The following is a 14,350-nucleotide window of genomic DNA, read 5'->3' as shown; positions in this document are numbered from 1 at the left end:
GTTCCGTGGCGGCCGCCGGTTCAGTCGAGCAGTTCGACGTACCCGTTGGTGCCGTCGACCCGGATCCGCTGCCCGTCGCGGATCAGCGCGGTGGCCTGCTCCACGCCCACGACGGCGGGCAGGCCGTACTCCCTGGCGATCACCGCGCCGTGCGTCATCAGGCCGCCGACCTCGGTCACCAGCCCCGAGATCGCCACGAACAGCGGCGTCCAGCTGGGGTCGGTGTAGGCGGTGACCAGGATGTCGCCCGTCTCGAGTTCGGCCCGCGCCATGTCCACCACGACCCGTGCCCGGCCTTCGACGGTGCCCGCCGAGACCGGCAGTCCGGCCAGGGCGCCGGGTGGGACGTCGTCGCGCCGGTACTCGCCGGTGATGGCCTCGCCGTCCGAAGTGAGGACCCGGGGTGGGGTGAGCGTCTCGTAGGACTGGAACGCCTCACGCCGCTCCCGGATGAGCTGGTGGTCCACCTGGTTGGTGCGCACGACCTCGTGGAATTCCTGGAGCCGCAGGAAGAACAGGTCCTCCCGGGCGCGCAGGATACCGGCCCGGACGAGCCGATCGGCCTCCCGCAGCAACGCCTGCTTGTAGACGAAGTAGCGCCTGACCATGCCGTACTTGGGGTACTCGCGATAGCCGGCGAACGTGCGGACGCGGTCGATCATCCGCTTGGTCTCCTCGGCCTTGGCCTCCCCGCCGGGCAGGGCACGCAACCGCGTCAGCACCTCCTCTTCCTTCCGCTGGGCCTCTTGGAGGCCCTGTTCGAAACGCCGCTTCCCGGCGCCTGGCTCGAAGTTCCTGATGTTGCCGAGGATCGTGGGCACGAGCGTGGCGGGCCGCTCACTCCAGCGCGTCCTGGTGATGTCGATCTCGCCCGCGCAGCGCATGCCGTACTCGTCGAGGTAGCCCTGGATGGCGTCGCGGGCCGCTCGGCCGCCGGGCAGTCCGGCGAGTTCGTCCAGGAAGTCCTGGTCGTCGGTCACTTGCTGCAGGAAGGCCACGACCTCGGCGTGCGGCCGGATCGTGTCGGCGACGTCGAGGAGCGCGAGCCCCATCTCCGAGGTGACGTTGTGGGGCACGGACTGCGTGAGCGCGTCCGCCGCGTTCTTCTCGCCGAGCCATTCTTCGAGGTGTTCGTTGAGCCACCAGGTGGTCTCCATCGAAGCCATGATCGCCTGGTGGCTCCGCGGGTCGAACAGGATCCGCCGCAGCTCATGGAAGTCGGCCATGATGAAGTCGAGCAGCGCCGGCCCGGACAGGTCCTGGATCTCGCGCCGCAGGGTGGCCACGGATTCCCGGTCCCGCGTGATCAGCTCGGTGACGGCGGCCGGATCGGTTTCGAGGGGAGCGGGCGCTTCACCGGCGGCCGGGGCTGCCTCCTCGTCCGGGCATGAGGGGATGAAGTCGCCGCGGTCGAGCACGGTCTGCAGGGCGTCGCGGATCAGCGGGTCGGACCGGCCCGCGTTGCCCATGACGCCTTCGCGGCCCGCGGGCGTCGCCAGCGCCGGGGCGACGTCGACGAACAACCGCCCGCCCGCCTCGTGCATCGGCCGCGGGGTCGTCAGTTGCCACACGGAAAGCCCCAGCGGCTTCATCGCGTCGGTCATCATCTGCTGGTGGCCGACGGAGATGTAGACGTGGTTGTCCTCGTCGCCGGTCTCGGGGATGGGGAACAGGGTGGTGATCGGGCGGCTCTGGACGAGGTGGAACTCGTCGCCTGCCAGGCACCATTCGATGTCCTGCGGCCTGCCGAAGTACGCCTCGATCCGCCGTCCCAGCCGCACCAGCCGCAGGACCTGCGCTTCGGTCAGCGCCGCCCGCGCCTGCCGCTCCGGCTCGACGGGCGTCTCGTGCGTACCGCCTTCCGGAAGCGCGAGGATGGCCCGCGCCTTGGTGCCGATCGCCGTGGACACGACCTGGTCGTCGCGCACCGTGTGGACGTCCGCGTTCACCAGGCCCGAGACCAGTGCCTCGCCGAGCCCCCACCCGGCCTCCACCGTGGCGACCTTCCGGTTCGACGTCACCGGGTCCGCGGTGAACAGGATCCCGGCGACGTCGGGGAACACCATCCGCTGCACCACCACGGCCATCCGCACGTCCCGGTGGTCGAAGCCGTTGTGCAGCCGGTAGGTCACCGCGCGCTCGGTGAACAGCGAGGCCCAGCACCGCCGGACGTGCCGCAGGACCGCCTCCGGGCCCACGATGTTCAGGTAGGAATCCTGCTGGCCGGCGAAGGACGCGGTCGGCAGGTCCTCGGCCGTCGCGCTGGACCGCACCGCGCAGGCGGTCCCCTCCCCGAGCCGGGCCAGCGATCCGGTGATCGCCGCCGCCAGGTCGCCGGGCAGTTCGACGCCTTCGATGAGGTCGCGGACCTGCGCGCTCAGCGTGCGGATCGCCGCGCGGTCGCCGGGCTCCACTTGCGACAGCCGGTCGAGCCGCTCGTCGATCGACGGTGCCGCGGCCACGATCTCCCGGTAGGCGTCCGTGGTCACGCAGAAGCCGTCCGGCACGGAGATGCCGTCGATCCGGGACAGCTCACCGAGGTGCACCCCTTTCCCGCCGACCTGCGGGGCGTTCGTCCGGTCGATCTGCCCGAAACCCATCACATAGGCCAATTCCGTTGCTCCATCGTTCGTCGAGGTGGTGCCGGCGACGGGCAGTATGGAACAAATTCCGGGGCCTCATGAGGGACCCGGATTTGCGATAAACTGAAAAGGGCAGGGATCAGTACGCGCGACGTCCGTCCGCGGCGCGAGCCACGTCCAGCGCGTCGAACCAGGGCCCGGGGCCTTGATACCGGACGGTTTCGACGCCCGCTGCCAGCCCGGCGGTGAGGTCGGCGTCCGTGCTGGCGACGAACAGGCAGTGCTCCACCGGTACGAGGTACTCCCGCACCGCGGCGGTGATCAGGCCCGGCGCCGGTGGCAGGTTCTCCAGGTCCGGACCGGCGCGCCCGGCGATGCGCTGCACGTGTGTGTCCAGGTCGTGCATCACCAGGATGGTGCGGACGGCCTCGGCGGCCAGGTCGCTGACCACGGTGAGGCGCGTGCCCGCGGTGCCCAGCGAGGCGAAGGCCTCTTCGACCCCGGGCGCGATCCGCGCGGCGGCGGCCAGTTCGGTCTCGAGGCGGCACAACTGCGCGTAGACCGCGCGCTCGGTGCCGGGACCGATCGTCGCCGCGTGAGCGAGGACGGCGAACGGGTCTTCGGTGCGTTCGACCTTCCGCGGCAGCCGCCCGTCGGCCACCAGCACCCGCAACCGCGCGGCGATCGCGTTCCGGCCGGGCAGTCCGGCCACCGGCCCGTCGAGCGCGACCAGTACGTGGTCACGCCCGGTGAGCAGATCCTCCGCGGTCATCCCTTCACGGTGCCGGAACCCGCCGGGCAGGGCTACCGCCGCGAGTGGTCAGAAGGCGTAGCGGACCCTCAGGTAGGGGGCGTGCTGGGTGATCAGGTTCAGGAGCTCGTCCAGCAGGCCGCGCTTGAGCCCCTGCCGGTACCGGACGTTGACGCCGCCGCCTTCGCTGCGCTTCACCTCTTGCAGGCCCGGCCGCCACAGGAGTTCCTCGGCGCGCGGGTGCCACCGCAGGTTGACCTCGTGCAGCTGCTGGTTGTGGGTGAGCATGATGACCTCCGCGGCCAGCTGCTCGCGGGTGGCGGGCGAAGCCGCGTCACCCAGGGCTTCGAGCAGTTCGCGCCAGTCGTCCAGCCAGCCGTCGTGCACGACGACCGGGCTGAGGTTGACGTGCACCTCGTACCCGGCGGCGCGGAAGTCGTCCAGTGCGGCGAGGCGTTCGGCGATCGGGCTGGTGCGGATGTCGAGGAGCTTCGCGGTGCGTTCGGGCATCAGGGAGAACCGCACGCGGGTGCGGCCCCGCGGGTCCCAGTCCAGCAGGTCGCGGTTGACGTGCTTGGTGGCGAAGGATGCTTTGGCGGTGGGCAGGCCGCGGAACAGCTCCACCAGGTCACGCACGTTGTCGCTGACCAGTGCGTCCACGGAGCAGTCGGAGTTCTCCCCGATGTCGTAGACCCACGCTTCGCCGTCGATCTGGCCCGGCTCGGTCATCGGCCCCTGCCGCGCGACGTGCCGGGACAGGTAGCCGGTGATCTGCTCGATGTTCGCGAAGACGGTGATGGGGTTGGAGTAGCCCTTGCGCCGCGGGACGTAGCAGTACGCGCAGGCCATCGCGCACCCGTTGGCCGTGGACGGGGCGATGAAGTGGGCCGAGCGCCCGTTGGGCCGGGCGCTGAGCGACTTCTTCACCCCGAGCACCAGCGCCTCGCTCTTGATGCGCACCCAGCGCCGGGCGTTGGCCTCGTCGCCGTGCAGTTCGGGGATGCGCCAGTGGCTGTCGACCTCGACCCGCTCCGCGTCGGGGAACCGGGCGAGCACCTCGCGCCCGCGTGGCAGCTCGGCGGCGGCGGGCTCCACGTAGATGCGGGTGGGCGAGAGCAACGGCTGGGTGGTCACCCCTCCAGTGTCCGAACGGGACCGGCAAAACGCTCGCCGAAGTGGCGCACAACCACCTTCCGCCGAGCCACAACGCCTGGTTGGGGGTGCTTAGGGTGGGCCGATGGACACCGAGGCAGTGCGCTCCTTCGTCTTGGCGGCCGAGTTCGGGCAGTTGCAGCACGCGGCCGACGAGCTGGGCGTGACCCAGCAGGCGGTCTCGAAGCGGATCGCCGCGCTGGAGCGTGAGCTGGAGGCCCGTCTGTTCACCCGGACCGCCCGCGGGGTCGAACTGACGCACGACGGCCAGGCGTTCCTGCCGCACGCCCGGAGCATCGTCGCGGGGGTCGATCGCGCCGCCGCCGCGCTCCGGCCGGGCGCGCGGCCCCTGCGGATCGACGTGCTCGGCCTGCGAAGCGCCCAGGCCGTCGTCCTGCACGACTACTGGCGGTCCCATCCCGAAATCGAGCTCGACGTGGTCACCCTCCGCGTCAACGATCCCCGCGTGGCGGCCGCCGCCGTCCAGACAGGCGAGGTCGACGCCACGTTCCGGTCTGTTGTCGACCTGGCCACACTGCCGCGGGACGTGCGGATGATCCACGCCTTCGACTCCCCGCTGGAGCTGCTCGCCGGCCCGCGGCACCCGCTCGCCTCCGCACCTGCCCTCACCCCGCCCGAGCTGCGCAAACAACGGATCTGGGTGCCGGGCATCGCGCGTGGAAGCGAATGGGCGGACTTCTACGACCAGCTGGCCACCACCTTCGACCTCCGCATCGACGCGGCGGGCCCCAACTTCGGCAACGAGGTGCTCTTCGAGGCCCTCGCGGACTCCGCCGACGTGGCCACCCTCATCGGTGCCCGCGACCGGTACCGCTGGCCCGCGCACCACGACCTACGCCGCATCCCCATCTTGAACCCGGCGCCGGCCTACCCGCTGTCCTTGATGTACCTCGGCACGAACCCGCACCCGGCACTCCGGGACTTCATCTCGCACCTCGCGACCCTGGCGCCAGCACCCGCCCCGTCCTGGCGCCCCACCTGGGCGACGATCCCTCACCATGCGGCCGCCCACTCAGGCCGGGAATAGCCCCTGACCTGGGATACTTGAACGCGCAACTAAATGCGCGTAGTAGTGGCAGTGAGGCCGGTCACGGTCCGCTCGCTCTCGCAGAGGAGTCTTCATGCGCTTGGGTTTCAGTCTTCCGGTGTTCGGCAGGGCGGCGGCCACGCCGGGTGGGATCGCGCGGTATGCGCGTGCGGCGGAGCAGGCGGGCGCGGCCGGTCTCTGGGTCGGCGACCGGCTGTTGTCGCCGGTGGAGCCGAAGGTGTCCTACCCGGGTTACGAGACCATGCCCGAGGAGTTCTGGACCGCGCAGGATCCGTTCGTCGCGCTGGCCGTCGCGGCGGCGGTGACCGAGACCGCGATCCTCGGGTCCAGCACCATCAACGCCTCCCAGTACCAGCCCGTCAACTTCGCCCGGCAGCTGACCAGCATCGACGTGGCCAGCAACGGCCGGCTCCTGCCCGGCCTCGGCATCGGCTGGTCGCCCGACGAGTACGCGGCGGTCGGCGTCCCGATGGCCGAGCGCGGCAAGCGGCTCGACGACCTGCTCGACCTGCTCGACGCCTGGTGGACCCAGGACGTGGTGTCGCACGAAGGCATCGGCTACACGGTCCCGCCGACCCACGTCGACCTCAAGCCGGTGCGCAAGCCGCCGGTGCACCTGGCCGGGTTCGGCGAGCGCGCGCAGCGCCGGGTCGCCGAGCGGGCCGACGGCTGGCTGCCGGTCTGGTCGGTGCCCGAGCAGTTCCCCGCGGACGCGCTCACCGGCAGCCTGGCCAAGATCCGCGCCGGTGCCGAGAAAGCCGGGCGCGACCCGGAGGCGCTGGGCGTGGCGCTGCGCGTGAACGCCGCTCCCGGCACCAAGCCGGAACTCATCGCCGAGTCGGTGGCGAAGATCGTCCCGCTCCTCGAGCCGGACCACACCTTCGTGGACCTCACCTACCTCACCGGCAGCGTGGAGGAACACCTCGACCTCACCGGCCGTCTGCTGGAACTGACCGCCCGAGGCTGAGCGCCTATCGGCGGGTGCGGGAGTAGTGCCGCGCCGCTTTCGCGCGGTTCCCGCAGAGCGCCATCGAGCACCAGGCGCGCTTGCCGTTCTTCGAGATGTCGAAGAAGTGGAGCACGCACTGCGGATTGGCGCAGCGCCTGATCCGGGCCGGCTCCTGCTTCAGCAGCTCCAGGTAGTTGCGAGCAGCGAGCCAGCCCGGCAGCCACGCGGTGTCGGGCACTTCGGCTGATTCCCGCGGCTGCGTTCCGGCCACCGACAACTTCAGCCGCCCGCGGGCGAGGACGTCGTTCAGCGGGCCCAGATCGGGCTCGGCGGCGCGGGCGGCGGCCAGCGCGGCTCGCGCGTCGCGGGTGGCGTCGAGCGTGGCTTCATCGGCCGGGACACGCAGCCCGGCGCTGTCCAGCCAGATCTTCAGCCCGGCCACGCCGGTGAGCAGGTCTTCCAGTTCGCCGGTGGTGTCCCACCACGTGTTGAGCAGGTCGAGCGCCAGCGGCTCGCCGACCAGTGGGCGCGGATCGGTCATCGTCGCACCTTCCTTCTAACCGGCTAACTGACAATCAACGGTTGACCATCGTAGTCCTAACCGTCTAAGTTGACATCAACGGTTAGACGACTTCGGAGGTTCCCCGTGACGATCACCGCCCTGCAGACCGGTCACATCGGCCTGAACGTGACCGACCTCGGCCGCTCACGTGGCTTCTACCAGCAGGTCTTCGACTTCGAGGTGCTCGGCGAAGGCAAGGAACCCGGGCGCGAGTTCGCCTTCCTCGGCCGCGACGGCAAGCTGCTGGTGACGCTGTGGCAGCAGAGCGAAGGCCGGTTCGCCACCGAACGGCCCGGCCTGCACCACCTGTCCTTCCAGGTCGAATCGATCGACGAGGTGCGGGAAGCCGAGCGGGTGCTGCGCGAACTGGCGGTGACGTTCCACCACGAGGGCGTCGTGCCGCACGGCGAGGGTGCGGACTCCGGCGGCATCTTCTTCACCGACCCCGACGGCATCCGGCTGGAGATCTACGCGCCCAGCGGCGCCGGTGCCGCCGAAGCGCCCACGACCGGCGCGCCGACCTGCGGCTTCTTCTGAGCCGATGACCGACTACCACCACGGGGAACTCGCGGTGCAGGACCGCGCCGGGCTGGCGGCCGCCGCCGAGCACGCCCGCCCGGCCATCCGCGCCACCATGCCCGAAGTCGCGAAGACCTTCCTCGCCGCGCAACCGGTGATCTACCTCAGCGCGAGCGACGGCGACCGGCTCTGGGGCACGATGCTCACCGGGCTGCCCGGGTTCGTGCAGGCCACCGGGGACGGCACCGTGCGCATCGCCGCCCGGCCCACCTCGGCGGACCCGCTCGCGGCGGCGCTCGACGGCGTCGCCGAGGTCGGGATGATCGCCGTCGAACCGGGCAGGCGCCGCCGGATGCGGGTCAACGGCCGCAGCCGCCCGGTCGGCGACCACCTGGAGATCGAGGTCGAGCAGGTGATCTCCAACTGTCCCAAGTACATCCAGCAGCGGACGCCACTTCCGGCCGAGGGACCGGCCGTGCGCCCGTCGGCCATCCGCGGCGGTGAACTCGGCGCGGCGCAGGTCGACCGGATCCGCGCGGCTGACACGTTCTTCGTCGCCACGGCCGGGGTGGACGGCTCCGCGGACATGTCGCACCGGGGCGGGAACCCGGGGTTCGTCGATGTGACCGGCCCCACCCGGCTGAGCTGGCCGGACTACCTGGGCAACGCGATGTTCCTGACCCTGGGCAACCTCGAGCAGCAGCCCGCCACCGGACTGCTCTTCCCCGACTACACCACCGGCTCCACCCTGCACCTGAGCGGAACCGCCCACGTGGACTGGTCGCCGGAACGCGCCGCCCGATACCCCGGAGCCCAGCGCGTCGTCGACTTCGCCGTCACCGACGTGGTCGAAATCCAGGGGGCGACCGCCTGGCGCTGGACCGCTCCGGCCTACTCCCGCTTCAACCCGGTCATCGCCTGATCGAACCCCGGGCCTGCCGGTTCTCCCGCCGATGACCATGGAAAGCTCGATCAGGTGAACTCCGCAGCCGGCCTGCCCCGGACGATCCGCCGCTTCGGCCCGCTACTCGGCGGAACCGCTTTGCTCGCCGCCTGCACGGGTCCGGTGGTGGTGGGGATTCCCCTGCCCTCGCCTTCGCCGGAAAGCACGGAAATCGCCTGCCCGGAGCCGGGAGTCGCGATCACCGCGGGCGAGGTGGAAGCCGCCATGGGCCTGCGGGCGCTCGGCATCCTCCTGACCAACTGCGGCACGCGTGACTACACCGCGCACGGCTATCCGGCGGTCCGGGTGCTGGACGCGGACCGGCGGCCGCTCGACGTCGTCGTCGGCAACGGGTCGGCCCCGGTCAGCGCACCGGACAGCTACGACGTCCCGCCCCAGCCGATGACGGTGCGGCCCGGTGAGCAGGTGACGGCGCGAATCCTGTGGCGCAACACGGTGCTCGACTCGACGGTGCCCGCCACGAACGGCCACTACCTGGAGATCGCCCCGGCCGCCGGGGAACCGGCCCAGGTCGTCGCCCCACAAGGCGGCATCGACCTCGGCACGACCGGGCGGCTGGCCGTGAACACCTGGGCCGTCCGCCCCTGATCACGCTTCCTGCCGGAGAACCCCGTGCTCGGCGAGGAAAGTCGTGAGTGCCTCGGCCAGGGCTTCCGGTTGGTCTTCGGGGATCAGCGTCGAGGAGTCGGAGATTTCGACCAGGGTGGCGTGGGGGAGGAGTTCGGCCAGGCGCCGGCCGTGGTCGGCGGGCATGAGGCGGTCTTCGGTGGCCCAGACGACGAGGGCGGGCCGGTCGAATTCGCGGAGGCGGGCGGTCCATTCGAGCTGCACCTTGCGAGGTGGTGCGGAGGTCCCGAACTTGGCGAGGTCGCGGCGGATCTCCCGGTTGCGGGTGGCCGGGGCGAACCAGTCGTCGAGCACGTCGTCGGGGATGCCGTGCTTGCTCAGCCCGCCGTATGCGCGGGGGCTGTGCCGGAAGAGCTTGGTGGCGAACAGTTTCGTCATCAGCCAGGTGCCGCCGGGGACGCGGGCGAGGGCAACCAGGGGGCGCACGGCCTTCGGCGGGAAGTTGTCGAACGCTTCGCACGCGACCAGCACGAGCCTGCCGACTCGGTCCGCTTTGCCTTCGGAGACCAGGAACTGGGGGCCGCCCCAGTCGTTCATGATCAGCGTGACGTCGGTGAGGTCGAGTCGTTCGAGCAGTTCGGCGAGCAGGAGTGCCTGGCCGCGCTGGGAAAGATCGGCGTCGGGTTTCATCGGCACGCGGTGGGCGCCGAGTGGCAGCGTGGGCAGGACGCAGCGGTAGCCCGGGAGCAGTGGGAGGACCTTGCGCCACTGCGAGTCGTTCATCGGGAAGCCGTGGGTGAAGAGCAGGACCGGGCCCGTGCCGCCGGTGTCGACGTAGGCGAGGGGTCCGGCGGACAGTTCGATCGTGGGCATCGCGGCTCCATTAGGTAGATCACTCTACTTAGACAGCGTAGGGCCACGGTGGTCGCGATGTCGAGCGAATACCGGCGACTGACCGACCCATATGAGCTAGATTTAGAAAATGCTAAATCTGGATCGCGTCCTGACGCGGGAAGGTGCGGTGCTGCGGTACGGCGACCTCGCGGGCGACCGGCGTCCGGTCGTGTTCACGCATGGAGCCGGGATGGATCACCGGATGTTCGACGTTCAGGCACGTGCCCTGCACGCGGCCGGACACCGGGTCATCAGCTGGGACCTGCGCGGACACGGTGAGTCGCGGCTCGAATCGGACACCCGGTTCACCGCCGCGGACGCGCTCGGCGACCTGATCGAGCTCCTCGATCACCTTGAGCTTGACCGTCCGGTCCTCATCGGACACTCGCTCGGCGGGAACCTCGGGCAAGCGCTCGTCTGTCGCCTCCCTGAACGTGCGCACGCCCTCATCGTTGTCGACGCCACCTGGAACGCCGGTCCGCTCACCGCGGCGGAACGCTTCGCGCTGCGGCTCGCGGCCCCCTCGTTGGCGCTCATCCCGGCCGCACGGCTGCCCGGTCTCATGGCCCGCGCCTCGGCCGTGACGCCGGAGGCGATCGCCGAGTGCGAAGCGACGTTCGCGCGCATGCCCAAGCGAGTGTTCCTCGACGTCTGGCGGGCAACCGTGTCGCTGGTCGACCCGGATCCGGGCTACCGCACGCCCGTGCCGCTGGGCCTCGTTCGCGGGGATCGCGACCGCACCGGGAACATCGCGACCGCGATGCCGCGCTGGGCTCGGGTCGAAGGCGTGACCGAGCAGGTCGTCCCCGGCGCCGGGCACGTGGTCACGCTCGACGCGGCCGACGCGACCACGTGGGCCATCGAGCACCTCATCGCCGGATGGGAGCGACAGGCATGACGGAAAGCGATGAGTTCGTCACCGCGATGGGCGACGTCCTCGCCTCCTGGAACCTGCCGCGCGCGACCGGCCGCGTCTACGGCCGACTGCTGCTCAACGCCGACCCCGCCTCCCTCGACGCGCTCGGCGAGGCACTCGGCCTGAGCAAAGGGGCGGTGAGCGTGGCCGTCCGCGAGCTGGTCTCCTGGAATCTCGCGCGCACGATCCCGCAACCGGGCAGCCGCCGCCTGCTCGTCGAGGCGGCGGGAGGCTTCGAGCAACTCCTCGCCGCCAGTCACGAGCGGACCCGCTCGTTCATCCGCGTGCTGCGCAACGGCACGCAGTGCGCCGAGGGCACCCACGCCAAGGCCCGGCTCGCGGAGGTCACCGAGTTCTTCGAGTCCTACGTGGAAGCGGGGGACCGGATGCTGCGCGATCGGCGGTCTTGACGGCGGACTCGCCGCCTCCTAGGTTGGCGGACATCTGACATGGGACGTCCCATGTCAGATGTATTACCTCTGTACTACCTCTGTGTTGTCAATGAGGAGGCCGATCCGGTGAAACCACGTCCCAGACTCGCGGCGACCCTGCTCGCCGCCGCGGTGCTCTGCCTGCCGCTCGCTCCCCAGGCCACGGCGGCTCCGGCGCCCGGCGGGTGCACCTCCTCGGTGCCGTTCGTCTCGGGCACCGAGGGCTACCACACCTTCCGCATCCCGGCGCTCGTGCGCACGGCCACCGGTTCCCTGCTCGCCTTCGCCGAAGGGCGCCGCGAATCGGCTGGCGACTCCGGCGCGATCGAGGTCGTTTCGCGGTCGTCCGCCGACGGCGGGTGCACCTGGGGCCCGCTGGCCGTGGTCTCGGCGAACGGTGACGCCACCGCGGGCAACCCGGCCCCGGTGCTGACCCGCCGCGGCGAACTGGTCCTGCTCACCACCCGCAACGGCCGGGTGTCCGAAAAGGAGATCATGGCCGGGACGGTGTCCGAACAGGACAGCAGGCGCGTCTTCGTCCAGCGCAGCAAGGACAACGGCCGGACCTGGACCGCGGCCGCCGACATCACCGCGGCCACCAAGCAGCCGGACTGGCGCTGGTACGCCACCGGCCCCGGGCACGCGATCGTGCTGCGGCACGGTCCGCACGCGGGCCGGATCGTGGTGCCCGCCAACCATTCCAGCGCGCCGCCCGCCGGTTCGCCGGACGTCGGCACGGAAGCCAAGTACTACGGCGGCCACGACCTCTACAGCGACGACGACGGGCGGACCTGGCACATCGGGTTCCGCGACAACCACACCGACGGCGTGATCGCGCCCAACGAGACCTCCGTGGCCGAACTCCCGGACGGGAGGCTGTACTTCTCCAGCCGCAACCAGGGTTCCGCGCCGGAACACCGCCTGGGTGCCTACAGCGCGGACGGCGGGAAGACCCTCACCGCGCCCTACCAGGTCGAGGAAACCCTGAGCGGGCCGGTGGTCCAGGGCAGTGTGCTGCAGACGATCGTGCCGGGGGTGCTGCTGTTCTCCGGACCGGCCGACCCGGCCAAGCGGAGGCAGATGCAGCTGCGGATCAGCCTCGACGGCGGACGGGAATGGCGCCCGGGGCTCACCGTGACCACCGGTCCCGCCGCCTACTCGGATCTGGTGCAGGCCGACCTCGCCACGATCGGGCTGCTCTACGAAACCGGGGTGACCGGGTCCAGTGAAACCGTGGCATTCCAGCGGATCCCGCTGTGGCGGATCGCCGGCTGACCCGCTCGGTTTTCGGACAGCGGTGAAACCCGCCCTCGAACACCGGTGAAGATGAGGCGCGCCGGGATGCCACCGATCTCACCGGATCGGTGGCCTCTTCGCCAGCCTCCGCCGCGAAGACGGCTGCGGTCGAAAGCGGCGAGCCGATCCCGACGCCGGTTGGACTGACGCCTACTGGCCGGGGGTGGTCAGGTCTTCGGCGTTGAGCGAGCCGCTGGTTATCGCGCGTGCGATGTCGAGCAGGGTTTGCTGGGTGGTGATGCTGTGGGTGGTGAGGTGGTCGCGTGCGGTGTCGGGGTCGGTTCCGGTGGCGCCGGCGAGGATGCCGATGGCTTGGTTGATTTGTGCTCGTTCGTTGAGGGTGGTCAGGCTGCGTTCGGCGAGTCGTTCGAGTCGGCGCTGGTCGCGTTCCTGGGTGAGGCCGAGGACTGCGAGGTCGGTGAGGGCTTGTGCTTGCCGGCGTTGCTCGGGGGAGAGTTCGGTGGGGTGGTTGAAGAACATGTTCAGCCCGCCTACGGCGTCGTCGAGCAGGCGCATGGGGAAGGCGTATACGGCGTGGAAGCCCTGGGTCAGGGCGGCGGCGGTGAAGTCGGGCCAGCGGCTGTCGTGGTGTAGGTCTGTGCTGGAGACGAGGGTGTTCTCGGCGATGCAGTCCCGGCAGGGGCCTTGCTCGATGTGTACTTGGAGCAGTTCGGTGAACCGGGCGCGTTCGTCGGTGGCGGCGACCATCGCCAGGCCGCCGCGGGGGTCGGTGATCAGGATGCCCGCGGCGTCGGTGTCCAGTACGTCGGCGCAGGCGCTGGTGACCGCGCGCACGACGGTGAGGCCGTCGTGGTGGGTGGTCAGCAGGGCGGTGATGTCGGCGACGAGGTCGCTGAAGTGGTCCGCCGGGCTGTGCACGCCCTTCAGCATAAGGCCACGCGGGGCGTGCGGCTGACACCGACAAGGGTCAGTCGGTTGTGGAGTCGAGGTGGAGTTGGCGGTTGAGGACCGCTCGTGCGACTTCGGTGAGGGGCAGGTGCGTGCTGAAGGCGTGGGCGCGTAGTCGTAGTAGTGCGTCGGCCAGGCTGACCTGGAGTTGGGCGGCGAGCATGCCGGTGGCGATGTTGACCTCGTCGTAGAATCCGGGGACCTCTTCCCGGGTCCATAGCGCTGTGTCGCTGTCGTCTTGGCTGTCGGTCAGGAGCGCGGTGGTGGTGATTTCGGCCAGTGCGGCGGCGTCGCCCAGTCCGTGTGTGTCGAGTGGGCCGGCTTGGTGGCGGTACAGGGTGAGGGTGCCCATGCGGATGGCCCCGGTCTGCAACGGGAACGCGAACACCGCGCCCACCACGGCGGAGGCGACTTCGTCGGCGAATCCGGGCCAGCGGGCCTGCTCGGCCCGCAGGTCGCTGACCAGGACCGGTTCCCCGGTGGTGAAGGCCGTGACGCCGGGGCCTTCGCCCACGGTGTATTGCACTTCTTCCAGCGATTGCACCCATGTGTCGCTGGCGGCGATCAGGTCTTGTGATGGGGCGCTGGTGCGGACGGTGACCGCCGCTGCGTCCACGTCGAGGTGTTCGGCGGCTACCGCGCAGACCACCCCGACCCAGCCGGAGGCCGCCGTGCGCAGGCTCGCCCGCTCGGTGACCAGCTGCCACAACCGGTCGTGGCGCTGCCCGTCCACCGTTTCGCCACCTCCAGCCGGCAGTCACCGGGCCGGCGGCCCTCGACGAAGATATT

15 protein-coding genes are annotated in these 14,350 nt (G+C 70.6%); 8 read left to right on the top strand and 7 right to left on the bottom strand.

Translation table 11 applies throughout. The features are described 5' to 3' along the window. Positions 1 to 20 precede the first annotated feature (20 nt). The 3 genes from rph to L3Q67_RS41975 form a co-directional block, all read right to left on the bottom strand. Entirely contained in the window at positions 21 to 2,603 is a 2,583-nt protein-coding gene (gene rph, locus L3Q67_RS41985; protein ID WP_499191778.1) for a phosphoenolpyruvate synthase, read from the bottom strand. A gap of 118 nt (positions 2,604 to 2,721) precedes the next feature. Continuing rightward, positions 2,722 to 3,354 carry an HAD family hydrolase gene (locus L3Q67_RS41980; protein ID WP_499186947.1) on the bottom strand — a complete coding sequence of 211 codons (633 nt, stop codon included), beginning with the start codon at positions 3,352 to 3,354 and terminating at the stop codon, positions 2,722 to 2,724. 48 nt (positions 3,355 to 3,402) lie between these two features. Next, positions 3,403 to 4,467 (bottom strand): spore photoproduct lyase family protein, encoded by a 1,065-nt coding sequence (locus L3Q67_RS41975; protein ID WP_499186946.1) that lies wholly within the window; start codon positions 4,465 to 4,467, stop codon positions 3,403 to 3,405. A 103-nt stretch (positions 4,468 to 4,570) separates the two neighbouring features. Between L3Q67_RS41975 and L3Q67_RS41970 the strand changes: the two genes are divergently transcribed. After that, positions 4,571 to 5,533 (top strand): LysR family transcriptional regulator, encoded by a 963-nt coding sequence (locus L3Q67_RS41970; RefSeq protein ID WP_499186945.1) that lies wholly within the window; start codon positions 4,571 to 4,573, stop codon positions 5,531 to 5,533. Between the two features lie 94 nt (positions 5,534 to 5,627). Next, the gene (locus tag L3Q67_RS41965; RefSeq protein WP_499186944.1) at positions 5,628 to 6,521 is read left to right on the top strand and encodes an LLM class oxidoreductase; all 894 of its coding nucleotides are present in this window, start codon (positions 5,628 to 5,630) and stop codon (positions 6,519 to 6,521) included. Positions 6,522 to 6,525: 4 nt separating this feature from the next. On the opposite strand, the gene L3Q67_RS41960 is transcribed toward L3Q67_RS41965, so the two are convergent. Continuing rightward, the gene (locus tag L3Q67_RS41960; RefSeq protein ID WP_499186943.1) at positions 6,526 to 7,044 is read right to left on the bottom strand and encodes a CGNR zinc finger domain-containing protein; all 519 of its coding nucleotides are present in this window, start codon (positions 7,042 to 7,044) and stop codon (positions 6,526 to 6,528) included. A gap of 105 nt (positions 7,045 to 7,149) precedes the next feature. On the opposite strand from L3Q67_RS41960, the gene L3Q67_RS41955 reads away from it, so the two are divergent. The 3 genes from L3Q67_RS41955 to L3Q67_RS41945 are packed head-to-tail and all read left to right on the top strand — an operon-like array spanning position 7,150 to position 9,136. Next, a complete protein-coding gene (locus L3Q67_RS41955) occupies positions 7,150 to 7,602 on the top strand; it encodes a VOC family protein (RefSeq protein WP_499186942.1) in 453 nt (150 codons plus the stop codon). Between the two features lie 4 nt (positions 7,603 to 7,606). After that, positions 7,607 to 8,506, top strand: coding sequence for a pyridoxamine 5'-phosphate oxidase family protein (locus L3Q67_RS41950; RefSeq protein ID WP_499186941.1), 900 nt, complete (start codon positions 7,607 to 7,609; stop codon positions 8,504 to 8,506). Between the two features lie 54 nt (positions 8,507 to 8,560). Then, positions 8,561 to 9,136: a DUF4232 domain-containing protein gene (locus L3Q67_RS41945; protein WP_499186940.1), complete on the top strand. Its 576-nt coding sequence runs from the start codon at positions 8,561 to 8,563 to the stop codon at positions 9,134 to 9,136. Here the strand turns inward: L3Q67_RS41945 and L3Q67_RS41940 are convergent, their stop codons facing one another. Further along, on the bottom strand, positions 9,137 to 9,988 hold the full coding sequence (locus L3Q67_RS41940; protein WP_499186939.1) for an alpha/beta fold hydrolase: 852 nt from the start codon (positions 9,986 to 9,988) through the stop codon (positions 9,137 to 9,139). It abuts the gene before it with no gap. 148 nt (positions 9,989 to 10,136) lie between these two features. Between L3Q67_RS41940 and L3Q67_RS41935 the strand changes: the two genes are divergently transcribed. From L3Q67_RS41935 to L3Q67_RS41925, 3 genes are all read left to right on the top strand, one after another. Continuing rightward, positions 10,137 to 10,907, top strand: a complete 771-nt coding sequence (locus L3Q67_RS41935) for an alpha/beta fold hydrolase (protein WP_499186938.1) — start codon at positions 10,137 to 10,139, stop codon at positions 10,905 to 10,907. Next, on the top strand, positions 10,904 to 11,335 hold the full coding sequence (locus L3Q67_RS41930) for a GbsR/MarR family transcriptional regulator (protein WP_499186937.1): 432 nt from the start codon (positions 10,904 to 10,906) through the stop codon (positions 11,333 to 11,335). The genes L3Q67_RS41935 and L3Q67_RS41930 overlap by 4 nt, the downstream gene beginning before the upstream one ends. 108 nt (positions 11,336 to 11,443) lie before the next feature. Then, positions 11,444 to 12,631 (top strand): sialidase family protein, encoded by a 1,188-nt coding sequence (locus tag L3Q67_RS41925; RefSeq protein WP_499186936.1) that lies wholly within the window; start codon positions 11,444 to 11,446, stop codon positions 12,629 to 12,631. A 171-nt stretch (positions 12,632 to 12,802) separates the two neighbouring features. On the opposite strand, the gene L3Q67_RS41920 is transcribed toward L3Q67_RS41925, so the two are convergent. Beyond that, the gene (locus tag L3Q67_RS41920) at positions 12,803 to 13,531 is read right to left on the bottom strand and encodes a GAF and ANTAR domain-containing protein (protein ID WP_499186935.1); all 729 of its coding nucleotides are present in this window, start codon (positions 13,529 to 13,531) and stop codon (positions 12,803 to 12,805) included. A gap of 49 nt (positions 13,532 to 13,580) precedes the next feature. Further along, positions 13,581 to 14,294, bottom strand: coding sequence for a GAF and ANTAR domain-containing protein (locus L3Q67_RS41915; protein ID WP_499186934.1), 714 nt, complete (start codon positions 14,292 to 14,294; stop codon positions 13,581 to 13,583). Between the last annotated feature and the right edge of the window lie 56 nt (positions 14,295 to 14,350).

Source organism: Saccharothrix sp. AJ9571, assembly GCF_021725495.1.
GTDB lineage: Bacteria > Actinomycetota > Actinomycetes > Mycobacteriales > Pseudonocardiaceae > Amycolatopsis > Amycolatopsis magusensis.
The sequence above is the reverse complement of the archived record's forward strand: the minus strand, read 5'-3'. Positions and strand labels throughout refer to the sequence as shown.

Excerpts from the sequence above, each read along its gene's own strand:
- L3Q67_RS41980 (WP_499186947.1), bottom strand. The coding sequence starts at position 3,354 with ATGACCGCGGAGGATCTGCTCACCGGGCGTGACCACGTACTGGTCGCG.
- L3Q67_RS41950 (WP_499186941.1), top strand. The coding sequence starts at position 7,607 with ATGACCGACTACCACCACGGGGAACTCGCGGTGCAGGACCGCGCCGGG.
- L3Q67_RS41960 (WP_499186943.1), bottom strand. The coding sequence starts at position 7,044 with ATGACCGATCCGCGCCCACTGGTCGGCGAGCCGCTGGCGCTCGACCTG.
- L3Q67_RS41965 (WP_499186944.1), top strand. The coding sequence starts at position 5,628 with ATGCGCTTGGGTTTCAGTCTTCCGGTGTTCGGCAGGGCGGCGGCCACG.
- L3Q67_RS41940 (WP_499186939.1), bottom strand. The coding sequence starts at position 9,988 with ATGCCCACGATCGAACTGTCCGCCGGACCCCTCGCCTACGTCGACACC.
- L3Q67_RS41930 (WP_499186937.1), top strand. The coding sequence starts at position 10,904 with ATGACGGAAAGCGATGAGTTCGTCACCGCGATGGGCGACGTCCTCGCC.
- L3Q67_RS41970 (WP_499186945.1), top strand. The coding sequence starts at position 4,571 with ATGGACACCGAGGCAGTGCGCTCCTTCGTCTTGGCGGCCGAGTTCGGG.